The organism is Pseudomonas sp. FSL R10-2189, from assembly GCF_009600325.1.
Taxonomy (GTDB): Bacteria; Pseudomonadota; Gammaproteobacteria; order Pseudomonadales; family Pseudomonadaceae; genus Aquipseudomonas; species Aquipseudomonas helleri.
The window spans coordinates 1-23798 of record NZ_WIVZ01000057.1 but is presented as its reverse complement, the minus strand read 5'-3'; the positions used below and the strand labels follow the sequence as shown (position 1 = coordinate 23798).

Sequence of the window (23798 nt, the reverse complement as noted above, 5' to 3'; positions counted from 1 at the left end):
GGGAGCCGGATTTGAACCGACGACCTTCGGGTTATGAGCCCGACGAGCTACCAGACTGCTCCATCCCGCGTCTGTGGGGCGGATTCTACAGCGATACGCTGTGCTGTCAAACGTTAATTTCAAAAAAAGTCTTCTGCTTCAATTGGTTAGGCATTAAAAAGGGTCGTTTAACAGGCTACAGCCCCTGTAGGACAAGGGGTGTGGCGCAATTAGATACATTTCACTCCGGTCACAAAAACAAAGGCTAGGTTGAGAGCGCCGCATTTGTCGGCTTACCAAACACTACTGGTGCTATATACAGTTCTCGGTGACATACTGGCGTTCTGTTTTACCTACATCCTGAAGAACCATGCCTGACATAACGCAGCGCAAAATCATCCACGTCGACTGTGACTGTTTCTATGCCGCTATTGAGATGCGCGATAACCCGAGCCTGGCGAACAAGCCCATGGCGGTCGGCGGTTCGGCAGACCGGCGCGGCGTGATCTCGACGTGTAACTATGAAGCGCGTGCGTATGGCGTGCGTTCGGCGATGGCGTCCCGGCATGCACTCAAGCTGTGCCCGGACCTGATCATCGTGAATGGCCGAATGGACGCTTATAAAGAAGCGTCGAAAGAAATCCACGGCATTTTGCGCGATTACACTGAACTCATTGAACCGCTGTCGTTGGACGAGGCGTATCTGGATGTCTCTGACAGCCCGCATTTCGGTGGCAGCGCCACGCGTATTGCTCAGGACATTCGACGTCGGGTATCGAATCAATTGCACATCACCGTTTCGGCGGGGGTAGCGCCGAACAAGTTCCTGGCGAAGATCGCCAGTGACTGGAGAAAACCCAACGGTTTGTTTGTGATCACCCCGGATCAGGTCGAAGACTTTGTCTCGGCGCTGCCGGTCAACAAGCTGCACGGTGTGGGCAAGGTGACAGCGGACAAGTTAGGGCGCTTGGGTATTGAGACCTGTCATGACCTGCGTGACTGGAACAAGTTGGCGTTAGTGCGTGAATTTGGCAGTTTTGGCGAGCGTTTGTGGGGGCTGGCGCGCGGGATTGATGAGCGCTTGGTGCAAAGCGACAGTCGACGCCAGTCTGTCAGTGTCGAAAACACCTACGACACGGATTTGCCGGATCTGGCCGCGTGCCTGGACAAACTGCCTGAGCTTCTCGACACCTTGAATGGGCGTATCGCCAGAATCGACAGCAGCTATCGCCCCGGCAAGCCCTTCGTCAAAGTCAAATTCCACGACTTTACCCAAACCACCCTGGAGCAGTCCGGAGCGGGGCGCGACCTTGAGAGTTATCAGGGGTTGATGAGTCAGGCGTTTGCACGCGGTGCCAAGCCCGTCCGATTGTTGGGGCTTGGCGTGCGTTTACATGATTTGAGCACCGGGCATGAGCAACTGGAGTTGTTCGCCAGGCACCCGTAGAGGCGCTTTAGCTAACCCCGGGGTCTGCCACCAGTCGACCGGCATTCTTGGTCAGCGATTGCAAAAACTCACGCTGCAACTCAGGGTCGTTGCGCGTCAGTTCAATCAGGCTTTGCTCCAGCTCACTGGCTTCTTCTTCAAGGCCCAGTTCTGACAAGCGCTTGACCCGATGCACCCATTGGTTGACGTCGTCACCCTCAAGGTCGTCGTAAATCAAGTTGTGCGCTTCGAGCAACTTGCCACGCAAATTACTGCTGATCGACAGGGTTGAGTCGGAATGCGCTTCGTCCTGAGCATCTTCGACCGTGATGGTCAATTTGCTCACGCGGTTCAAGTCTTGTTCGGCAAACGGGCTGTCGAGCAAATTGAGGCGCAACACACCGTTACGGTCCGTGGTCATTTCATGGCTTTGCTTGCCCGCACTGACGATGACCGGGCGTTCTGCCCACGGCAAGCTTGAGTATTCCATGCGCTTGTCGCGCTGGATCTCTTCGATGCCGGCCAGGTTCTGCTCGGCACGGCCGTGAGATTGCACGTTCATCGCCGGGTTGAGGCCGTCGACGCCGTAAGTGATCCAGTCTTTGGTCACGCTGTCAGGCAATTGCCCGAACATGAACACGTTCAGCACATTGGCCCCGACACCCGCCACAACCGCGACCGCGCCCAGCGGCATCTCATAGATTTTGCGCCAGGGTTGGTAGGGGGTGTAGCGGTCGTAATGACGGGTGACATCGAACTCAGTGACCTCAAAGGTCTTTTGTTCATTGATGCGCACACGGCGTTGCGGCAACTCCATGGCCGCCGGCGAACCGACGTCAATGTGCAGGGTGTGGGCGAGCAGTTTGCGCTCAATGCGCTCTTCATGCTCGCTGCGTTGTGACATGTGATTGGCGCAGCCGCTCAACAACAGGGCGCCGCATATGGCGGCGCCCGTCAAGGTACTTCGATTGAACATGACGTCTCTATGTGGGTTCAGCGACGGATACGTGCCTGAAGGAAAGCCAGGGCGTCAGCAACGGGCAGGGCTTGTGGCTCTGCTTCGGTGCGGCTCTTGTATTCCAGGTTGCCTTCGGCCAGACCGCGGTCACTGACGACGATCCGGTGCGGAATACCGATCAGTTCCATGTCTGCGAACTTGATGCCCGGGCTGGTCTTTTTGTCACGGTCATCCAGCAGTACTTCAAAGCCTGCGGCGGTCAACTGTGCATACAGCGCGTCGGTGGCTTCACGCACGGCGTCAGTTTCGTAACGCAGCGGCATGAGGGCGATCTGGAACGGTGCCAGGGCATCGCTCCAGATAATGCCGCGCTCGTCGTTGTTCTGCTCGATGGCAGCCGCCACCACGCGAGAAACGCCAATGCCGTAGCAACCCATGGTCAGGGTTACAGGCTTGCCGTTTTCGCCCAGTACCTGGCACTTCATCGCTTCGCTGTACTTGGTGCCCAGCTGGAAGATGTGGCCCACTTCGATGCCGCGTTTGATTTCCAGCGTGCCTTTACCGTCCGGGCTTGGGTCGCCAGCGACCACGTTGCGCAGGTCGGCAACGGTAGGTACAGGCAAGTCACGCTCCCAGTTCACGCCGAAGTAGTGCTTGTCGTCGATGTTGGCGCCGACCGCAAAGTCGCTCATCAGCTCGACCGAGCGGTCGATGATGCAAGGCAGTGGCAGGTTCAGCGGGCCCAGGGAACCCGCGCCGGCGCCGATGGCGTCACGCAGTTCAGCGTCCGAAGCCATGGTCAGTGGGCTGGCCACCAGCGGATGGTTGCCCGCCTTGATTTCGTTGAGATCGTGGTCGCCACGGATCACCAGGGCGATCAGCTTGCCTTCTTCAGCGGCGTGAACGATCAGGGTCTTGACGGTTTTTTCGATTGGCAGGTTGTGGCCTTCTACCAATTGAACAATGGTCTTGGCGTCAGGCGTATCGACCAGGCGCAGTTCTTCAGACGCTGGCGCACGGGAGGTTTCGGCTGGAACAGCTTCGGCCTTTTCGATGTTGGCTGCGTATTCGGAGCCATTGCTGAACACGATATCGTCTTCGCCGGACTCAGCCAGTACGTGGAATTCGTGGGAGCCCGCGCCACCGATGGAGCCGTTGTCCGCTTCTACCGGGCGGAACTTCAGACCCAAGCGAGTGAACACGTTGCAGTAGGCCTGGTGCATGCGGTCATAAGTGACCTGCAGCGATGCCTGGTCGGCGTGGAACGAATAGGCGTCCTTCATGATGAACTCGCGGCCACGCATCAAGCCGAAGCGCGGGCGGATTTCGTCACGGAACTTGGTCTGGATCTGGTACAGGTTGATCGGCAACTGCTTGTAGCTGTTCAGCTCGTTGCGGCACAGATCGGTGATGACTTCTTCGTGGGTCGGGCCCACGCAGAACTCGCGACCGTGGCGATCTTTAAGGCGCAGCAGCTCCGGGCCGTACTCTTCCCAGCGACCGGACTCTTGCCACAGTTCAGCCGGTTGAATGCTCGGCATCAGCACTTCCAGAGCGCCAGCAGCGTTCATTTCTTCGCGAACAATGGCTTCGGCCTTGCGCATGATCCGCAAGCCCATGGGCAGCCAGGTGTACAGGCCCGAGGCCAGTTTGCGAATCATGCCGGCGCGCAGCATCAACTGATGGCTGATAACGACCGCGTCCGAAGGCGTTTCTTTCTGTGTGGCGAGCAAATATTGACTGGTGCGCATGGGTAGCCGTTGCCGTTGCTGATGACTAAATTTGACTGGCCATTGTACGGGCGAGATTTGATTGCGTACAGACCGGGGGAGGGAGGCAGGCTCCCTCCGTTCAATCGGCGCGTTTGTCGAGGTCTACTGTGGGGTGCAGACGGGCTTTACGGGTTTCCTGATACCAGTGCAGGCTGATCAGCAGCAGGGTCGGGATGCCCATGATGGCGGTGATGATAAAGAAGTTGTGATAACCGAACTTCTCGACCATGACCCCGGAGTAGCCGCCCATCAAACGCGGAAGCAGCAGCATGATCGAGCTGAGCAATGCGTATTGGGTGGCAGAGAACTTGAGGTTGGTCAGGCTCGACAGGTAGGCAACAAAGGCTGAGGTGGCGAGGCCGGAGCTGAAGTTGTCGAGTGAAATCGTGACAATCAGCATCTGCAGATTCGGGCCCATGTCGGCCAGCAGCATAAACAGCAGGTTGGTCGCGGCGGATGCGGCCCCGCCAATCAACAGGATCGGCAAAATGCCGAAACGTACAATCAGCAGCCCGCCCATGCCTGCACCGAACAGGGTCATGAACAGGCCGAAAATCTTGCTGACACCAGCGATCTGGTCCTTGGTAAAGCCCTGGTCGATGTAAAACACGTTGGCCATCACACCCATGACCGTGTCAGACATGCGATAGGTAGCAATCAGCCCAAGCAGCAAAAGCGCCTGCCAGCGATAACGCACAATAAAGTCGTTAACCGGCGTCAAGACGGGGGCGAGCCCGCGTCGCCCCATGGTGGACAGGCACAAACCGGTCAGCAGGATATAAAGGATGGCGCGCAGAAACGCGCGGTCTTCCATCAGCAGCGTCATGGGGCTCATGCCTTCAAACAGCACGCCCGCAAAGTTGGTGTTGTACAGCTGGGTGAACATCGCCGGCACCGACACCAGCAGCACGATCAGCACGAACACCGAGGCCAGTTGATGGACGAAGCTATAGCGGCCCACCGACAGCTGAGTGCGCAGGGTGACCGGTGGTTCGCGCATGAAAAAGGTGGTCAGCAACGCGGGGATCATCAGCACGCCGAACAGCACATAAGTGCCGGTCCAGGCCGAATGCTTATAGTTGAAGCCGGTTGAGCCGAAGCCCTCAGCAAAAAATAGTGCCCCGGCCGTTGCCAGCAGGGCGGCTACGCGGTAACCGGACATGTAACTGGCGGCGAGGGCGGCCTGGCGGCTGTCGTCGGCAATTTCCAGGCGGTAAGCGTCGATCGCGATGTCTTGGGTGGCGGAGGCAAATGACACGATAACGGCAATCGCAATCAGCCATGACAAGTGCTTTTGCGGGTCGCAAAAGCCCATGCCGATCAAGCCCAGGATCACCAGCGTCTGTGACAGCACCAGCCACGAGCGGCGTCTGCCCAGCTTGCCGAGCAATGGCAGGCGCCATTGGTCGAGCAGCGGCGACCACACCCATTTAAAGGCATAAGCCAGGCCGATCAGGCTGGCATAGCCGATGGTTTCGCGGGCCACACCTGCTTCGCGCAACCACACAGACAGCGTTGAAAACACCAGCATGTACGGCAAACCGGCGGCGAAACCGAGCAACAACAGCACAAGGGTTGAGGGGCTGGAATAGGCAGCTAGCGCTTCGCGCCAGGTTTTACGGGGCATGGACTCGAGTCTGCCTCTGATTGCGGAAACAAAGGGCGCACTCTAACCGCAGTGCTCTATCGGGCGCCAGCCATGGCGTCGTATATCCACACGATTATTAACAATGCTTAATCCTTCGCCGCGCAGACGCGCTCGTTGTTCATCACCGCTAGGGCTGCCCGCAGGCAAACTGATCCTGCCGCCTGCGGCCAACACCCGATGCCAGGGCAGGCGGGTGTCTTCGGGGAGCTGGCTTAGCGTGCGGCCGACCCAGCGGGCGGCTCGGCCCAGGCCTGCCAGCTCGGCAAGCTGGCCATAGGTGACGACTTTGCCATCGGGCACTTGCATCAAGGTCGAGTACAGGGCCGTTCGTCGAAGCTCGGCAGGCGATGGCGATGCACTGTCGGGTGAGTTCATGGGGCGAAAACCGTGGAGTTATAAATAAGACGTTTCCGTCGCGCGCGATAGCAAAGGAACTACACGAAAAACACCGGGTCTTTCTTTGCCTGGGGTGTGTCCTTCTGGATAATGCCGTCATTCTTTCGTAAAACCGAGTTTCGCATCTGCTTATGTTGTCCAGAACCTTGTTATGCCTTGCTGTCTTGAATGTGTCCACGCCTTTGCTCGCCGATACGGTCTGGTTAAAGAACGGCGACCGTCTGTCCGGCAAGATAAAAGTGTTTGATGGGGGCAAGTTGCTGATTCAGACCGACTATGCGGGCGCTATTCCGATTGACTGGAAACAAGTCAAAACCCTGGAAAGCGATCAGGAACTGCTGGTCAAACAAGATGCCTACGTGGGTGAAAAGGCTAAGTCACTCAAGGCGGCCGAAGACGGCAAGGTCATCCTGGCCAATGGCGAGGCGCCTAAAACGGTTGAGCTGGCGAGCATTCAGCAAATCGTCAAACCCAAACCGCTGATCGAAGACTTTGTCTGGAAGGGTAATGTCGACGTTGCGCTGGACTACAAACGCGCCGACAAAGACACCGACGACTACGACATCGACCTCAAAACCACCGCGCGTCATGGCGCCTGGCGTCACAACGCCGAAGCTTCCTACAACCGTGAGGCCCAGAACAATACGGTCACCACGAACAACTGGAATGCCGAGTACGCGCTTGACCACTTTATTGACGAGCACTGGTACTGGCAGGGTCGCTTGAGCTACACCCGCGACAGAATCGAAGACATTTCCCGTCAGCGCACCGTGGGTACTGGTCCGGGTTATCAGTTCTGGGATGACGAGTTGGGCGCGTTTTCCTTGGGCTCACTGCTGAACCGTACCGACTATGAATACTCGGATGGCGGCAAAAGCAACTTCTACTCACTGGCCATGAAGTGGGATTACAACCGTTACCTGGTGGGTAAAACGGTGTCGCTCTTTACCAACGGTGAGCTGGGCAAGCCACTGGGCGGGGATTCGGACTACAGCCTCGATGCCGAAATTGGTTTGCGCTACAAAGTCACCGAATGGGCATCGCTCAACCTCAAGGCTGAAAAAGACCTGATTGGCAGTAACAGCGGCAAAGACAATGCACTCAACAAAACCCGCTACACCGCTGGTTTCGGCGTGGTCTGGTAACACCACCACCTTTTTGTAGGAGCGAGCTTCGCGATCTTTTGATTTCTGAAAGTCAAAAGATCGCAGCCTCAGGCCGCTCCAGCAGGGCGGGGGTTAAATCCTTAAACCGCCATCCAGCTCCAGGATCCGGCCGCTGTAATAGTCGTTTTCAAAGATATACGCCGCTGAATGGGCGATTTCTTCGACCTTACCCATGCGTTTCAACGGGATGCCCGCGGTCATTTTTTCCAGGGCTTCGGGCTTCATTCCCAAGGTCATTTCGGTTTCGATAAACCCGGGAGCAATGCCCGCCACACGGATACCGTAACGCGCCAGTTCTTTGGCCCAGGTCACGGTCGCAGCTGCCACACCCGCCTTGGCGGCCGAATAGTTGGTTTGGCCAACGTTGCCAGCGCGTGAGATGGACGAAATATTGATAATCGCGCCCTGGCTGTTGAGTTCCACCATCTTCGCCGCCACTTCACGGGTGCACAGGAAAACCCCGGTCAAGTTGACGTCGATAACGGCTTGCCACTGCGCCAGGCTCATTTTGCTGACTACGCCGTCCTTGACCTTTAACAGCAGGCCATCACGCAAGATCCCGGCGTTGTTCACCAGACCATTGATCGCGCCAAAGTCTTCAGCAATTTGCCCCACGGTTTGTGTAACCTGCTCTTCATCGGCGACGTTGCACAAATAAGCCCGCGCTTGAACTCCGTGGGCCTGACAGGCCGCAACGGCGAGCTCGAGTTTTTCCGGGTTCAGGTCCACCAAAGCCAGCTTGGCGCCCTTGGCCGCCAGGTACTCGGCCATGGCGCGACCTAACCCTTGGCAGCCGCCCGTGATAATGATTACTTTGTCTTTTAGTTGCATGAGTGCCCTGATCTCGACCGTTTCGACGGATTTTTATTAAGGAGTCATAAGTTGAGCGTTGAAGTAGCCAAGCATGCCCGAGAATTATTGCTCAAGGAATACCGTGGAGCGTTGGCCACGCTCTCCAAGGCAATGCCAGGGTTCCCCTTCGGATCGATGGTGCCTTATTGCCTGGATGAGCAAGGGCGGCCGTTGATCCTGATCAGCCGGATCGCTCAGCACACCCACAACCTGCGCAAAGACCCAAAGTGCTCACTGATGGTGGGTGAGCGTGGCGCCGAAGACGTGCAGGCCGTAGGACGCCTGACCTACCTGGCCGAAGCCGAGCAACTGTCCGACCCGTCGGCCATTGAAGCCGCGGCTGAGCGTTACTACCGCTATTTCCCGGAGTCGCAGAGCTATCACACCGCCCATGACTTCGACTTTTGGGTGCTCAACCCTGTGCGCCATCGTTATATCGGTGGTTTTGGTGCGATTCACTGGGTCGATCAGCTCACTTTGGCCAACCCATTTGCCGGCCAAGTCGAAGTGCGCATGGTCGAGCACATGAACGACGATCACGCTAACGCCATCGCTCATTACGTTGAGCTGGCCGGTCTGCCAAAGACAGAGCCTGCAAAAATGATCGGCCTGGACAGCGAAGGCATGCATCTGCGCATTGGTCAAAGTGTGTACTGGCTGGGCTTTCCAGAGGCTTGTAACACTTCGACACAAGTGCGCGAAGCGTTGGTTTTGCTGGCTCGCGCAAGCGAATGGCCTAAAAAAGAAACGGCATAACCTTGAATTCACAAAGGCGCGCCGTCATCTAAGCTGTGTTGGAAGATATTCTTCCGGAGAGGAATCATTTGATGCGCGCTTTTTTATTGCTCTTTCTGTTGTTTCCAGTGCTAGAGCTGTACGTATTTTTCAAGGTCAGCACCGCTATCGGGTTTTTCCCGGCGTTGCTGCTGATCATCGCAGGCTCCTTGTTCGGGGTTCTGGTAGTACGCGTTGCAGGTTTGGCCACCGCCTTGAGTGCGCGTGAAAGCCTCAATCGTGGTGAGCTGCCGGCTCAACAAATGCTTCAAGGCCTGATGGTGGCGTTGGGTGGCGGCTTGTTGGTACTGCCGGGTTTTATCAGCGACATCGCCGGTCTGCTGTTGCTGCTCCCGCCGGTTCGTCATTTTCTGGTCAATCGCTTGCGCAAACGTGCAGAAGAGCAAGCGATGCGCCAGCGTGCCTTTGCCGAGGAATTTGAAACGGCGCATCGCCCTGGCACGCATCAACCCGTGGGCCGTGAGCCCAATGTGATCGAAGGCGAGTTTGAACACCGCGACAAGTAAGTTTCCCTGTAAAGGCTTAAGCACGGCACTCGAGAGTGCCGTGTTTGTTTTTGCGCGGTGCGAAAGGTAAAAAATTTCGTCTGGGCGCTCTTGTAATCACTGGATGCGCCCTTATGTAACTGGCACCGCAGGGTTTTGCTGGCAACAGCAGGCACCCTTCAGCGATTAACACCCGGCATTTCCGGACTTGCAAATCCAGCCGGTATTGACACCGGCCGATGAACACCACAATTAGGAGAGATCGACAATGAAGCTTCGTCCTCTGCATGACCGCGTCGTAATCCGTCGCAGCGAAGAAGAAAAGAAAACCGCTGGCGGTATCGTTCTGCCGGGTTCAGCTGCCGAGAAAGCCAACAGCGGTGAAGTCATTGCTGTGGGTACTGGCCGCGTTCTGGACAACGGTGAAGTGCGTGCGCTGGCCGTGAAAGTGGGTGACAAGGTTGTGTTCGGCCCTTACTCCGGCAGCAACACTGTGAAAGTCGACGGCGAAGACCTGCTGGTAATGGCTGAGAACGAGATTCTCGCTGTTATCGAAGGCTGATTTCCCGCTCCTTTTCCCGTTACTACAAAGTATTTAAGGAAGAACGAACATGGCTGCTAAAGAAGTTAAATTCGGCGATTCCGCCCGTAAAAAAATGCTCGCCGGTGTCAACGTCCTGGCTGATGCAGTAAAAGCAACACTGGGCCCTAAAGGCCGCAACGTGATCATAGAGAAGAGCTTCGGCGCTCCGACCATCACCAAAGACGGTGTTTCGGTTGCCAAAGAAATCGAACTGAAAGATCGCTTCGAAAACATGGGCGCGCAACTGGTTAAAGACGTTGCCTCCCGTGCTAACGATGACGCTGGTGACGGTACTACCACTGCAACCGTTCTGGCTCAGTCGATTGTCAACGAAGGCCTGAAAGCCGTCGCTGCCGGCATGAACCCGATGGACCTGAAACGCGGTATCGACAAAGCGACCATCGCCATTGTCAAAGAGCTGCGTCAACTGTCCAAGCCATGCGCTGACAGCAAGGCAATCGCTCAGGTGGGTACCATCTCTGCCAACTCTGACAGCTCCATCGGCGACATCATTGCTGAAGCCATGGCTAAAGTCGGCAAAGAAGGCGTGATCACCGTTGAAGAAGGCTCGGGCCTGGAAAACGAACTGTCTGTGGTTGAAGGCATGCAGTTTGACCGTGGCTACCTGTCCCCTTACTTCGTTAACAAGCCAGACACCATGGTGGCTGAGCTGGACGGCCCGCTGATCCTGTTGGTTGACAAAAAGATCTCCAACATCCGCGAAATGCTGCCAGTCCTGGAAGCCGTTGCCAAAGCCGGCCGTCCACTGCTGATCGTGGCTGAAGACGTTGAAGGCGAAGCCCTGGCGACTCTGGTTGTGAACAACATGCGCGGTATCGTTAAAGTCGCTGCTGTTAAAGCACCTGGCTTCGGCGACCGTCGCAAAGCAATGCTGCAGGACATCGCTGTTCTGACTGGCGGTACCGTTATCTCCGAAGAGATCGGCCTGAGCCTGGAAAGCACCACTCTGGAGCACCTGGGTAACGCCAAGCGCGTAATCCTGTCCAAAGAAAACACCACCATCATCGACGGTGCTGGCGTTGAAGCGGACATCCAGGCACGTGTGACTCAGATCCGTGCTCAAGTGGCTGACACCACCTCGGACTACGACCGTGAAAAACTGCAAGAGCGTCTGGCCAAGCTGTCGGGCGGCGTAGCAGTGATCAAGGTTGGCGCTGGTTCCGAAGTTGAAATGAAAGAGAAAAAAGCCCGCGTTGAAGACGCCCTGCACGCGACCCGTGCAGCCGTTGAAGAAGGCGTGGTACCTGGCGGTGGCGTGGCACTGGTTCGCGCTCTGCAGGCAATCTCTGACCTGAAAGGCGACAACGCCGATCAGAATGTTGGTATCGCGCTGCTGCGTCGTGCTGTTGAAGCACCTCTGCGCCAGATCGTTTCCAACTCCGGCGACGAGCCAAGCGTTGTAGTCGACAAAGTGAAGCAGGGTTCGGGTAACTTCGGTTACAACGCTGCCACTGGCGAATACGGCGACATGATCGAAATGGGTATCCTTGACCCGGCTAAAGTGACTCGTTCGGCTCTGCAAGCGGCTTCGTCGATTGCCAGCCTGATGATCACCACTGAGGCGATGATCGCTGAGATCCAGGAAGACAAACCAGCTGGCGGCGGCATGCCAGACATGGGCGGCATGGGTGGTATGGGCGGCATGATGTAGTGCGACGAGAGTCGCTATAGGTAGAAGCACCTAGCGGGCTACATCTGGTGGTCATCAACATGGTTTGGTGACCACTTTCCCGCAGAAACAGCTTAAAAAACCCGAAGTCCGGGCGCCAAAGCCCGGATTTCCGGCACCCACAAGGTGCTTAGAATTCGGCGCAATGTCGCCTATATATCGTGATTTCCTCTCCGGGAATCATCAGAACGATATTCGTACTGAGCTTGCAGATTTTGAATCACTGCGAGGGAGGTATGGGAAGTCGTGTCTAAAAAAGCTGGCCTGCTCCTATCTATAGGGTGCAAGCCATAGCTGTCATTGTCTCAACCAGAAACCGCAAGGTAGACGGGACGCGAGACCTTTTGTTCAGCCAAAAGTAGCCTAGGGATAGTGCGTCGCTGGTAACGGCGGGGTGCGAAGCTTCCTGACAATGTAGTCCCATGATTCTGTGGTGTGTGGTTACCGTGAGGTGCCATGCAGACCCTGCGAGCAACACGCGGGTGAGACGCTAGGCTGGTTGGTATGGCCAACGTAAGTGAACTGCTGATAAACACCGTCAACCGCATGGAGCCAAAGTTGCTGATAGGCTTTGACCAAAATGGTGCATGACTGGTTGTCCCTTTTACATCTGGGGGCACGCTGACATTGAGTCATCGGTGAATAGGCAGGGCCTAACCCATCCTTGTGACGGTTATGGAACTCGGTAAGCCCGTATTTTCGCCATTGGCCTGTATGGCAAGGCAGGTCGACCGTGAGGAAGACTGTTGAAAATGCGGGTAGAGGATGTCGGAAAAAGCGAACGCCTCCCTGTAATGGGGTTGGATAAGGGCTCTGCCCTGACTGGAAACGGTGCTGACTTCCGACTGGTCTTTGATCGCGAGAAGGCTTGTAAAGCCATCAAGAACAGACGTTTGTCGGTTTGACCGGCTGCGTCTAACTCATAGAAATCCCCTGCGGGGCGGTGTACTCACTCCCCCACAAGGGCGACGTGCGTCCGCTGCCCTCTGGGGAAATCTTCTCTGGAGGAAAAGCAAGATGAGTGCGTCTGAAATAGAAGTACCTGCGTCCTCCCATCTGGCCACCAGTTGGCATTCGATAGACTGGGAAACAGGTCATCGACAGGTGCGAGGGCTACAGGTACGGATCGCGAAGGCAGCTAAGAATCAGCAATGGCGGCAGGTGAAAACCTTGCAGCGTATGCTGATTCGCTCGTTTGCAGCCAAGGTGTTGGCGGTTAAACGGGTCACTGAAAACCGGGGTCGCAGGACTCCCGGCGTCGATGGGGAAACCTGGAGCACGCCTGAAAGCAAATGGAAGGCAGTTTTTCGGTTAGAGCGCAGGGGCTACAAGCCCCGGCCACTGCGGCGGATTTACATTCCCAAAGCAAATGGCCAGCGTAGACCGCTGGGGATTCCGACGATGCTGGATCGAGCGATGCAGGCGTTATACCTGCTGGCACTTGAACCGGTGTCTGAGACCACAGCCGACCGAAACTCCTATGGCTTTCGCCCTCACCGTTCCACGGCAGATGCAATCGAGCAATTGTTCGTCAATCTCGGTCGCAAGCATTCTGCGCAGTGGGTCATGGAGGGCGATATAAAGGGATGTTTCGACAACATCAGTCACGACTGGCTGATCACTAACGTCCCGATGGACAAAGTGGTTCTAAGGAAATGGCTGAAAGTGGGATATATGGAATCCGGTCGATTGAATCCGACGGGGGCGGGAACTCCGCAAGGAGGCATCATCTCGCCCGTATTGGCCAACTTGGCCCTTGATGGACTGGAAAAGGAGCTTGAATCTCGATTCGGGCAGCGCAACACCAAAGCCAGCTACAAGACCAAGGTCAATTATGTGCGGTACGCAGATGATTTCGTCATCACTGGCATCTCGAAAGAGCTGCTGGAAAACGAGGTAAGACCCGTTGTTGAAGCCTTTATGGCCAAGCGTGGGTTGAGCCTTGCGGTGGAGAAAACGCTGTTCACGCATGTGGCGGACGGGTTCGATTTCCTCGGTCAGAACGTTCGCAAGTACGGTGACAAGCTGCTGATAAAGCCAGGTCACAAGAACGTGAAAGCATTGCTGGCCAAGGTTAAGGCGTTGGTTGAGGCGAACAAAGTGGTACCGGCCAGTCTGTTGATCAAGCAGCTCAACCCGGTTATCCGGGGTTGGGCCAATTATCATCGGCCGATTGTCGCTAAGCAGACCTTTAACTATGTGGATTACAGGATCTGGAAATTGCTATGGCGATGGTGCAGGCGGCGACATTTGAATCGCTGCAAACGCTGGATCAAGGAAAAGTACTTCAAGCGTGTGGGAACACGCAGCTGGGTATTTTCCGGGCTACACCCCAGCGGCAAACTGCTCCACTTGTTGTACGCCAGCGATACGCCGATCAAGCGGCACACCAAAATCAAGGCCGAGGCTAACCCATACGCCCCAGAGGACGAGATGTACTTCGAGCAACGGCTGGAATATGCGTGGCGAAGTTCGGATGAGGGGAAACGGAAAACGCTGAGGCTCTGGATTGCCCAGAACAAGCGCTGCCCGTTGTGCAAGCAACTAATAACGTTCGATACGGGGTGGAACATTCACCACATCGTCGAGCGGCACAAGGGCGGTGGCGACGAGCTGGAAAACGTGGAGTTGCTGCACCCCAATTGTCATCGGCAGCTACATGCGCAACTTATTCGGTGATGCTTTATTGCTACCACCATATGTTGTGCTTCAGTGAATTGGTTCTTGGTGCATGTTGTGTTTATGGTCTTTGCTTGCTAGTCTCCGAGGACATTCTCAATATGTCGAGGTGTCCTATGTCAGGTAAGAACCAGCACGTTGTAAAGAGGGATGATGGTTGGGCAGTACGTGGTGAGGGGAATTCGAAAGATACCTCGCATCACAGAACCCAGCAGGAAGCCGCTGAAGCAGCACGCAGCATTGCTCAGAACCAAAAGAGTGAAGTTCTAATCCATGGTCAGGATGGAAAGATCCGCGCCCGGGACTCCTACGGCAACGATCCATATCCACCCAAGGGTTAGGAGCGAGCTCACTGCTGGCTCTCCCATGCGGGAGGGCTTACAAAGGCTTGAGCTGTATGCGGGGAAACTCGCACGTACAGTTCTTAGGGGAGGGGCGGCCAGCAATGGCCGCTTCTTACCCGACAGCCAGCCTTACCCCGATACGCAAAAGCCCCGCCTGAGTGATCAGGCGGGGCTTTTTTGTGCCTGATGAGTATCCCGAGCTGCCGCCCCGTCTTCGACGCCGCGCTGTCGCGCAGCAAACAGGCCGCCGAGTATCTTCAGCATCCCCCAATCGGTTCCCTCTCCTTCGGGAGAGGGCTAGGGTGAGGGGGCTCTTGACTTGAGTACATATCCGTTGCTGCGGCAACGGCCACTTAGGGTTCCGGCCTTACGCCGCGTCACTTTGCAAAAGCGGCAAAGTAACCAAAACGCTTTTGCCCCTACCCCTCGGTGCCTCGCTTTGGCTCGGCATGCCCTCACCACAGGCCTTGCTCCGTAGGCCCGCCGCGATCGGCCATCCATGGCCGTGTCGCGGCTAACCCGGCGTCCTGCCGGGTTAGCCACTGCGCAAAACCTGCGTTCGGCCAGCGTGGTTTAATGGGGCCTTTTAGATCAAGATCAAAAGCAAGATCTAGATCAAAAGATCGCGAGCAAGCTCTCTCCTATAAAGCCTTTAAAATCAATCACTTATTTTATGTTTGATAAGGGCTGCCGCAGGCTGCGATCTATTGATTTATCACCCACAAAACACCTGTGGGCGCACGAGTATGCAGTCGCCGTTGTCGGTAGTGTGTGAGCGTCGAGTGAAAGACTCGTCAACATCGCGCGGCCGTTAACTAAATCGTGTAAACGCCCTACAACGCTGGCTCTGCGCGGCTCTTGGCCTTAAGCTGCCGTGGCCGAGATGGCCGTTACTGCGTACGGAGAAAAGTGCCCATGCGAATTTTATTGGTTGAAGACAATCGCGATATCCTCGCCAATCTGGCGGACTACCTGGGGCTTAAGGGGTATACCGTTGACTGCGCGCAGGACGGCTTGTCCGGGTTGCATCTGGCCGCGACTGAACACTATGACTTGATCGTGCTCGACATCATGCTGCCGGGCATTGATGGCTACACACTGTGCAAGCGCCTGCGCGAAGACGCCCGTCGCGACACGCCGGTCATCATGCTCACGGCCCGTGACCAGCTGGATGATCGCCTGCAAGGCTTCAAGTCCGGTGCTGATGACTACCTGCTCAAACCTTTCGCCTTGTCCGAGCTGGCAGCGCGCATTGAGGCCGTACTGCGCCGTGCGCAAGGCGGCGGCCGTCGCGAGTTGCAGGTCGCAGACTTGCGCTACGACCTCGACACCCTGGAAGTCACCCGTGAAGGGCGCATGCTCAAGCTCAACCCGGTCGGCTTGAAACTGCTGGCCGTGTTGATGCAAAAAAGCCCGCATGTGCTGCGCCGTGAAGTGCTGGAAGAGGCCCTGTGGGGCGATGATTGCCCGGACAGCGACAGCCTGCGCAGCCACGTTCACCAGTTGCGTCAGGTGATCGACAAGCCGTTCGACAAGCCCTTGCTGCAAACGGTACATGGCGTGGGGTATCGTCTCGCCGAGAGTCGTGATGGAGTTTAAGCAAAGCCTTGCCCAGCGGATCATCATCGCCTTTGCGCTGATGAGTGCGCTGGTGGCCGGGACGTTCGCCATGGGCATTGTCGCCACGGTGCACCTGGTTGAAGAAAAACTGATTTCAGCAGGCTTGGGCGGGGATCTGCAGCGTCTGCTGTTGATGGATAACGTCAGCGACTGGAACCACCGTCCTGAGCCCGACCAACTGTTTTACTACAGCGGCGGGCGCGGTGATTTTGCCTTGCCCAAAGACTTGCGCCACCTGGAACCAGGCTTTCATGAGGTGTTCCGTGATCAGCTGTCGTATCACGCGATGGTCGAGGTAGTCGACGGGCGGCGCTACGTGTTGCTGCAAGACCAAAGTGATTTTGAAGAGCGCGAACGCGTGCTGTTCGCCGTGGTGCTGGTCGGGTTCGTGCTGGCGCTGGCGCTGGCGGTTTTCCTCGGCTGGGTCCTGGCGCGCAGGGTGATGGCGCCGGTGGTACGTCTGGCGCGCCAGGTACGCCATCGAGAACAGCTGTTGGGCCTGGCCCCGCCGCTGGCGCCCGATTACGCCGCCGATGAAGTGGGTGAGCTGGCCGTGGCCTTTGACGCCACCCTGGGCCGCCTGCGTGACACGTTGACCCGCGAGCGGCTGTTTACCAGTGACGTGAGTCACGAATTGCGTACACCGCTGATGGTGTTGGCGAGTTCCTGCGAACTGTTGCTCGAAAGCCCGTCGCTGGATCAGCGCAGTCGCTCGCAAGTGGAGCGAATTTCCCGCGCCTGTGAAGAAATGCGTGAGCTGGTGCAAACCTTCCTCATGCTCGCCCGTGCGCAGCATGAAGACGCCACCATGTCACCGACCGTCACCCTGACGACCGTGGCCGAGGGCTTGATCAGCCTGTGGCGGGGGCCTATCGAAGCGAAAGGGCTGACACTGATCTATGACCCCGGCAACCCGCTCGATACCCGCTACAACGCGACGTTCTTGCATGCGGTCATGGGCAACCTGCTACGCAATGCCTTGCACTACACCGACATCGGGTTCATTCGCTTGAGCCTTGAGCCCACCGGGTTTGTGGTCGAGGACAGTGGTGTGGGCATCCCCGAAGAGAAGCGTCAGGCGATGTTTCAGCCCTTTGTGCGGGGCGGCGAAAAACGCGGTGAAGGGCTTGGGTTGGGCCTGTCATTGGTCCAGCGGATCTGCGACAGCCAGGGCTGGCGAGTGACGCTGACCACCATGGAACCCAACGGTTGCCGCTTCCACGTAGAACTAAATCCCGCCGACATCTGAGCTATCCATTCGTGACCTGCGGTCTGCGGGTCACTTTTCCTACGGCTCATTAGTCCGTAGAGTGGCCCCGAGCCAGTATCTTGTGTCTGTAAAACCCTACAGCGTTTATGGACTCGCTCGTACATTTTTTTCACCTCATGATGACCTGATGCGCACGTTCTCTTGATTAAGGTGGCCTGTAATTGCTTCAGGAGAGCCACCATGAGCACCGCGATCAAACTTGAATTTGCTGAAAAATATGACCTGCAACACGCCATCGAGTACTTGCTTAAACATCAAGATGGTTTCGCACGACGCCTTTCACATAAACGCGACGTGCAACTGGCGCGCAAAGCTTTGGCATTGGCTGGAGATCCGGGCGTGGTGTTAGACCTGCCTTGCGGGGCGGGGCGGTTTTGGCCGCTGCTGGCTGAAAAACACAACCGCATGATCATCGGCGCAGACAATTCGCCGTCCATGCTCGAAGTGGCATCGATAGCCCAGCCGGCTGATGTGGTTAAACGGGTACGGCACTTGCAGACATCTGCATTTGATATCGACCTGCCGGACAACGCAGTCGACAGCATTTTTTGCATGCGCCTGCTGCATCACATAGGCGATGCAACCCACCGGATGGCTCTGTTAAAGGAGTTTCACCGGGTTAGCCGAGACAGCGTGATTGTTTCGTTGTGGGTCGATGGCAACGTTAAGGCCTGGAGACGCAAGCGTCTTGAGCGTCATCGGGTTGAGGATGCTGGGGCCGATGGTTACCAAAACCGTTTTGTGTTACCGGCTGCTACTGTTGAAGCCGAGTTTGAAAAGGCTGGCTTCAGCGTTCAACAACATTTGGATTTTATCCCGCTCTACGCCATGTGGCGGGTTTACATACTGCGCAAGAGGTAATGCATGACCGTTGATTCCGTATCGCCATCCCACACCGCGACTGAAAACCGCTTTGAGTTCTACTGGCAGCAGCAAGGCGAGTGGGTAGAGGAACCGAATCAGCGTCGTGGCGGTGAAAGTGGTGTACAGCGGATTCACGAGGCCAATGGCCGCTTGCTCTATGTCAAACGTCAGGTCGGACACACCTACCGCAGCTGGCGTTACCCGTTGGGTCGCCCGACCGTATTGCGTGAGCGTGACGCGCTGCTGGCGTTTAACCGTTTAGCGGTTGGTGTGCCAGAGCTGGTGTATTGCGGGGCGCAACAAGGTGCAGATAAACAGTGGCGTGCATTGTTGGTTACCGCGGCGCTGGAAAATTTTATTGAAATAGACAACTGGTACGCTGCCGGTGAACGCGAAATTCACGGTGAAGCGGTACATGATCGGGTGCTTGAAACCATCGCCACGACCTTGGCACGCATGCATCTGGGCCGCTGGCAGCATGGCTGCCTGTATGCCAAGCATGTGTTTGTCCGGGTGACTGGCACGGGTGAAAGCGCTCAAGTTGATGTGGCGCTGCTGGACCTTGAAAAAAGCCGGCAACGGCTGACGGCCCGTAAAGCGGCCGCGCACGACCTCAAACAGCTGCGCCGCCATTCGTCGTGGAATACCGACGACTGGAACAAACTGAACTACTTTTATGAAAAGGTGTTTGGCAGCGCCATCAAAGGGTTACGGTGATGAAGCGAGAAATAGCACGAGGTTTGTTTTTGCTGGGCTCTCTGGCCATTGCCACGGTGGCAGTGGCGGCGTGGCAGCCGCCCGTGATGCAGGTATTGAGCAGTGCGCAATTCGACGCGCAATGCCCGATCCCGCGTGTGGCCAAAGTCGCGATAGACGCGAAACCCGATCACGACCTGTTGCTGTTCATGTATGGAATGAAGCAGGGAATGAGGCCGTAATAAACAAGCCGTAGTCGCTGCCGAAGGCTGCGATAAGGTCCGCAGGGCCTTCAACAACTGGAGGCGCTGCACGCCTCATCGCAGCCTTCGGCAGCGGCTACAAATATTGCTCTACACAACGTGTAGATGATTATCCCAAAGCCCCGAAGGCAGCTCCAAAGGCTTGGCCATCAGCTCGCTTTTACGGCAATCGTAAAAGCGGCAGCGGCCTTGCCCTGACGTCACCACAAACCCGTCTTGCACGGCACCGACGCCTGCACAGTCCGGCAGGGGTGCATCCAGGCGCAACGCGCCGCTGTCCAGGTCCCAGACAAAAAACCGGTTACCCCGCGGCGCCGTCAAGGCCACCAGGCGCAGCTCGCTGTGTACCGCCACACTGGCCGTGTAATGGCCCATGGCTCGCAATTGCGGCTCCGCCACCGGGAACGGCTGAAAAGGCTGACCGGGGCGCTTGATGGCCAACAACTCGGACAATTCGTGGGCGTCGCCCATAAACTGCTGACACGCGACGACGGTGCCGTCTGTGGCAATGCCCAGATGGCGCACGCTGTTCATCTGCTGGCTCAGGGTTTCTTTGCTCAGCAACGTACCGTCACGCTGCATCAGCACCAGGCTGGGCTCCATCGCATTGAGGTTCATCTCAACCCGGCTTTCAGCTTCGGTACGTATACCGCCGTTGGCCACCACCAGGGTTTCACCATCAGGCATCCACGACACTTGGTGCGGACCCACGCCGTGGGTCGGGATTTCGCCGCTATGCACCAGGCGCTCGCTTTCAAAGCGGTAAACCCCCAACAGGCCGCGCCCCGGATCGCTGGTGTCATTCTCCGTGGTGTACAACCACTCGCCGTCTTTATGGATCACCGCGTGACCATAAAAATGGCGATTGGGCAGCGAGGTGATGGTTTGCAGCAACTGCCCGTCCTTGAGGCTGATCAGGTAACTTTCAGTCCCGGGGCGGCGCGCCACAAACAAGGCGATCGGCAACGTCGGGTGGTTGATGATGTCATGGCAGCGCTGGTTGACCCGGGTGCTGAACACCTGGGTGCCATCCAGGCGATAGCCCACGGCAAAGTGATTGCCGTCGACATCGTCACGGGCACTCAAGAGCAGCGGGCTGCGGCCTTGTTTGGACAGCGACCAGCCACCCAGGGTAATGGCACTCAGCAGTAAACCGCCGAGCTTGAGAGCTTGCCTGCGCATCATCGAACCATCCTTCATCAATCGCCGTCGTTGGCGTTAAAGCCCAGTTGAATGCCCAGCGCTTTGGCCAGTTCGCCTTCGTGCAGACGGTGTACGACATTGAGGCTGTCGTAGATGGCATTCAGTTGCTCGCGGCCAGCGTCGTCAGCCAGCAGCTCATTGAGGGAGCGCTGATTGTCGTTGAACAGCTTGAGCGATGTCGCGTAAGCAGCGTCGATCTTGTCAGCCAACGGCTTTTGTTCAGCAGGCAACAGGCCGCGCAAGCCTTTGTTGTCGACCCCGGCCCACACGGTTTGCGCCGCTGCGAGGCTGGCTGCGAGACTTTGCAGGGACGCCTGGCTGCGCCATGCGTCGGCTTGCAACGGTTGCGGGATGCCTTTGCTCTGACGACCCATCGGTGTGCCGAGCTTCTTTTTCAGGGTATCGAGTGCCGTTACCTGCACACGCAGCAGGTCGGCGATGGCCTCGTGAGAATCGGCGTAGCGCTGGTTCGGGAACTTGGTCATCTGCGCCAACATGCCGTCAGTGCTGTTCCAGCTCGCCAGGATCTCTTCGGCCAGCTGCTTTTGACGCTCGCCAATGGCGGTCAGCAGCGGGCAGTAACGGGTTTTCTGCGCGCTGTCAGCCAGGTCGATATTGCTGTCGAACAAAATGTACTCATAGGCCGACAGGCCTTGCACGACAACGCTGGACTTGGCCAGCGCGGCGGCATCGATCTGTGGTTGAGCCACCACCAGTTGCTCAACCTGACGGCCCACCAGGTTCTTTTTGTCTGGCCAGAACTGCACTTGCCACGAGCGATTGCCTTCAGCCAGCGGGCCAATCAGCAACGGTTGCAGTTCGGCCCAGGCTTTTTGTGCGTGCAGGAAGTCGGCGCGAGCAGTCTCAAGCGTCTCTTTACCTTCGCAGTAAGCCAGTGCACTGATCGCCAGTTGGCGGTCGGCCTCTACCCAGCGGCTGTAGGTCGGCAGAATCACCTGCTTGGCGATAGCCGCTGAGGTGACGGCTTGCTGATCTTGCGGCGAGCAGGCTGCCAAAGCGATAGCGGCCAGGCTGGTGAACAAGAGTTTGGGTCTGAACATGTCGGGGTCCCCGATCTTATAAGGCGTTAAAGAGAATTCAGGAACGCCAGCAACGCAGCGCGCTGCTCGGCATTAAATTGCAACACCTGCTGCTTGGCCGGTTCGGCCTCACCGCCATGCCACAGCACGGCTTCAAGCAGGTTACGTGCACGACCATCGTGCAAAAACTGAGTGTGCCCGCTCACGGTCTGGGTCAAACCAATGCCCCACAGTGGCGGTGTGCGCCAATCGCTGCCCGAGGCGGCGAACTCGGTGCGGTTATCGGCAAGGCCCGGCCCCATGTTGTGCAGCAGCAAATCGCTGTACGGGTAAATGACCTGATTGGCCAGCTCTGGTTCGGCGGCGTTGGCCGAGGTGGTGAACTTTGGCGTATGGCACGAGACGCAGCCGGCCTGATAGAACAGGTTTTTACCGGCCAGCACCTGCGGCGAATCGACATTACGGCGCGCCGGCACGGCGAGGTTGCGGGTGTAAAACTCGACGAGACGCAGAATGTTGTCACTGACCTCGGGTTCGCCATCCGGGCCATTGCCGTTGGGCGCTGCCAGGCAGTCGGTTTGCGCGGGGGTGCAATCATCAAACGGTCTCAGGCTGGTGGTGAGCCCCATATCACCAGAAAAGGCGTGAACATTTTGTTGATTGAGGTTCGGTTGCCCTGCTTTCCAGCCAAAACGGCCTAAAACCGTCTTTTGCTGAGCGTCATCCCATACCCGATTAGGCCGCCCGTTAATGCCCGCGTCATTTTTGTTGGCCTCGGCATTGGCCAGAATCGCTTCTTCGGGGATAGCTTCAAGCAGCCCCAAGCCAATCATCGGCGGGGCAATGCGCGCCGAGAAGCGCGTGTCGGGATGCATGGGCCCGTAGCGTAACTGAGTGATCTGCAGCAAGGGCTTGCGCAACTGGACTTCGGTGCCGTCCTTGAAGCGTACAGGCACGGCTTCATAGTCCACCCGCACCTTGCCTTCCGGGGCGACACCGGGTACCGCCATGTCTTGTAACTGGCCACCGTACACCGGCTCGGGGACGATGCCGGTTTGCTCGATCAGCTTGGCGTATGTGGGCTCATTGGGGATCGACAGACGCACCAGCATCGACACCGCATTCTTGGCATCAGGCGCTGGCGGATGCCCACGGCCGTCGCGGATATGGCAGTTTAGGCAGGCATTGGTATTAAACAGCGGGCCTAACCCGTCACGCGCCGTGGTGGTGGAAGGTGCAATTACCCACGGGCTGCGGAAAAAACTGTTGCCGACGCTGAAATCCAGCCGTTGAGTGGGCGACAGATTCGCAGACGGCATCGAAAAGGCATTGCGATCGGTTTTAAACACCGTCGTGTCTCCTCCAGAGCGGGCTTCGCCGGGCTCGGGTTGAGTAAAGCGCGGCGCCTCATCACAGCCAGCCAGCCCCAAGGCCAGCAGCAAAGACAGGCGCAGAGGCAACGAAGGCATCAAACGTCCAGACCAGTGAGCAAAATCGAGGGGCGAAAGTTTATCAGGGAAGGTGAATTGAAATAAGAGGAATTAGCGTTTGGTTGGGTCGATCAGGATCAGGGCCTACAAACTCAGTAATACAGCAGGTATTTCCCACCTGATAATCAGATACAAGCGATATACGTCTTTTTCCGCAAAGTCCATGCTGGCTAAAAACGGAGCGAACATGAAAGTGCTTATCGTCTTAGTCACAGTGATGGCCGTTTCTGCATGTACAAACAGCCGGCTATCTCCTAAAACCTACAGCCCTGAACTTGCTTATAAATGCCAGACAGACCCTTATGGTGCTTATTGTCTGCAACCCCCGGCCGCCATAAAGAACTGACAATACTTTTCTGGATTTACCCACTGTAGGAGCGAGCTTGCCTCGCGATCTTTTGATCTTGAAAAGATCGCGAGACAAGCTCGCTCCTACAGTTTTTTGTTGGGTTGAAGTTCGGCAGCGGCTACAGACGGCGCACAAAAAAGGCGACCCGAAGGTTAATGCCAGTCAGTTAAGACTGACGCATTGACCTTTAGCCCACAGGCCGCAAAATCCGATGCTTGGAAACGAGCATC

General features: G+C 56.9%; 21 protein-coding genes. 13 read left to right on the top strand and 8 right to left on the bottom strand.

What is annotated here, in order from left to right; all coding sequences use genetic code 11:
* The first annotated feature begins 349 nt into the window (after positions 1-349).
* Positions 350-1426, top strand: a complete 1077-nt coding sequence (gene dinB / locus GHO32_RS24780) for a DNA polymerase IV (protein ID WP_153335522.1) — start codon at positions 350-352, stop codon at positions 1424-1426.
* Positions 1427-1433: 7 nt separating this feature from the next.
* Here the strand turns inward: dinB and GHO32_RS24775 are convergent, their stop codons facing one another.
* From GHO32_RS24775 to GHO32_RS24760, 4 genes are all read right to left on the bottom strand, one after another.
* The gene (locus GHO32_RS24775) at positions 1434-2381 is read right to left on the bottom strand and encodes a hypothetical protein (RefSeq protein ID WP_153335521.1); all 948 of its coding nucleotides are present in this window, start codon (positions 2379-2381) and stop codon (positions 1434-1436) included.
* A 17-nt stretch (positions 2382-2398) separates the two neighbouring features.
* Complete coding sequence (locus GHO32_RS24770) at positions 2399-4114, bottom strand: proline--tRNA ligase (RefSeq protein WP_153335520.1); 1716 nt, start codon at positions 4112-4114, stop codon at positions 2399-2401.
* Between the two features lie 100 nt (positions 4115-4214).
* Positions 4215-5762 carry an AmpG family muropeptide MFS transporter gene (locus GHO32_RS24765; protein ID WP_153335519.1) on the bottom strand — a complete coding sequence of 516 codons (1548 nt, stop codon included), beginning with the start codon at positions 5760-5762 and terminating at the stop codon, positions 4215-4217.
* Positions 5763-5804: 42 nt separating this feature from the next.
* Entirely contained in the window at positions 5805-6158 is a 354-nt protein-coding gene (locus GHO32_RS24760; protein ID WP_048369620.1) for an MGMT family protein, read from the bottom strand.
* Positions 6159-6310: 152 nt separating this feature from the next.
* Between GHO32_RS24760 and GHO32_RS24755 the strand changes: the two genes are divergently transcribed.
* Complete coding sequence (locus GHO32_RS24755) at positions 6311-7324, top strand: DUF481 domain-containing protein (RefSeq protein ID WP_153335518.1); 1014 nt, start codon at positions 6311-6313, stop codon at positions 7322-7324.
* A gap of 93 nt (positions 7325-7417) precedes the next feature.
* Here GHO32_RS24755 and GHO32_RS24750 read toward each other — a convergent pair whose 3' ends face one another.
* Positions 7418-8176, bottom strand: coding sequence for an SDR family oxidoreductase (locus GHO32_RS24750; RefSeq protein ID WP_048369623.1), 759 nt, complete (start codon positions 8174-8176; stop codon positions 7418-7420).
* Positions 8177-8227: 51 nt separating this feature from the next.
* Here GHO32_RS24750 and GHO32_RS24745 point away from each other — a divergent pair, with 51 nt between their 5' ends.
* The 11 genes from GHO32_RS24745 to GHO32_RS24695 all read left to right on the top strand — a co-directional run bounded on the left by GHO32_RS24745 (position 8228) and on the right by GHO32_RS24695 (position 19465).
* A complete protein-coding gene (locus GHO32_RS24745) occupies positions 8228-8953 on the top strand; it encodes a HugZ family protein (RefSeq protein WP_153335517.1) in 726 nt (241 codons plus the stop codon).
* 71 nt (positions 8954-9024) lie between these two features.
* Positions 9025-9498 (top strand): FxsA family protein, encoded by a 474-nt coding sequence (locus tag GHO32_RS24740; protein WP_048386665.1) that lies wholly within the window; start codon positions 9025-9027, stop codon positions 9496-9498.
* A gap of 247 nt (positions 9499-9745) precedes the next feature.
* Positions 9746-10039 (top strand): co-chaperone GroES, encoded by a 294-nt coding sequence (locus GHO32_RS24735; RefSeq protein ID WP_016779794.1) that lies wholly within the window; start codon positions 9746-9748, stop codon positions 10037-10039.
* A 49-nt stretch (positions 10040-10088) separates the two neighbouring features.
* Entirely contained in the window at positions 10089-11732 is a 1644-nt protein-coding gene (gene groL, locus GHO32_RS24730; protein WP_153335516.1) for a chaperonin GroEL, read from the top strand.
* A 1035-nt stretch (positions 11733-12767) separates the two neighbouring features.
* Positions 12768-14429: a group II intron reverse transcriptase/maturase gene (gene ltrA, locus GHO32_RS24725; protein ID WP_153443041.1), complete on the top strand. Its 1662-nt coding sequence runs from the start codon at positions 12768-12770 to the stop codon at positions 14427-14429.
* A 116-nt stretch (positions 14430-14545) separates the two neighbouring features.
* Positions 14546-14770 (top strand): DUF2188 domain-containing protein, encoded by a 225-nt coding sequence (locus GHO32_RS24720; RefSeq protein ID WP_094988926.1) that lies wholly within the window; start codon positions 14546-14548, stop codon positions 14768-14770.
* Between the two features lie 918 nt (positions 14771-15688).
* Positions 15689-16372: a two-component system response regulator ColR gene (colR, locus tag GHO32_RS24715; protein WP_048369631.1), complete on the top strand. Its 684-nt coding sequence runs from the start codon at positions 15689-15691 to the stop codon at positions 16370-16372.
* Complete coding sequence (locus tag GHO32_RS24710) at positions 16362-17642, top strand: HAMP domain-containing sensor histidine kinase (protein WP_153335515.1); 1281 nt, start codon at positions 16362-16364, stop codon at positions 17640-17642. Before colR ends, GHO32_RS24710 begins: the two co-directional genes overlap by 11 nt.
* 201 nt (positions 17643-17843) lie before the next feature.
* Entirely contained in the window at positions 17844-18524 is a 681-nt protein-coding gene (locus tag GHO32_RS24705; RefSeq protein WP_153335514.1) for a class I SAM-dependent methyltransferase, read from the top strand.
* Between the two features lie 3 nt (positions 18525-18527).
* Positions 18528-19244: a lipopolysaccharide kinase InaA family protein gene (locus tag GHO32_RS24700; protein WP_153335513.1), complete on the top strand. Its 717-nt coding sequence runs from the start codon at positions 18528-18530 to the stop codon at positions 19242-19244.
* Positions 19244-19465, top strand: coding sequence for a hypothetical protein (locus GHO32_RS24695; RefSeq protein WP_153335512.1), 222 nt, complete (start codon positions 19244-19246; stop codon positions 19463-19465). Before GHO32_RS24700 ends, GHO32_RS24695 begins: the two co-directional genes overlap by 1 nt.
* Positions 19466-19576: 111 nt before the next feature.
* Here GHO32_RS24695 and GHO32_RS24690 read toward each other — a convergent pair whose 3' ends face one another.
* The 3 genes from GHO32_RS24690 to GHO32_RS24680 are packed head-to-tail and all read right to left on the bottom strand — an operon-like array spanning position 19577 to position 23198.
* Positions 19577-20671: a DUF1513 domain-containing protein gene (locus GHO32_RS24690; RefSeq protein WP_153335511.1), complete on the bottom strand. Its 1095-nt coding sequence runs from the start codon at positions 20669-20671 to the stop codon at positions 19577-19579.
* Between the two features lie 14 nt (positions 20672-20685).
* Positions 20686-21750 (bottom strand): imelysin family protein, encoded by a 1065-nt coding sequence (locus GHO32_RS24685; protein ID WP_153335510.1) that lies wholly within the window; start codon positions 21748-21750, stop codon positions 20686-20688.
* A gap of 26 nt (positions 21751-21776) precedes the next feature.
* Positions 21777-23198: a di-heme oxidoredictase family protein gene (locus GHO32_RS24680; RefSeq protein ID WP_153335509.1), complete on the bottom strand. Its 1422-nt coding sequence runs from the start codon at positions 23196-23198 to the stop codon at positions 21777-21779.
* Positions 23199-23798: the final 600 nt, after the last annotated feature.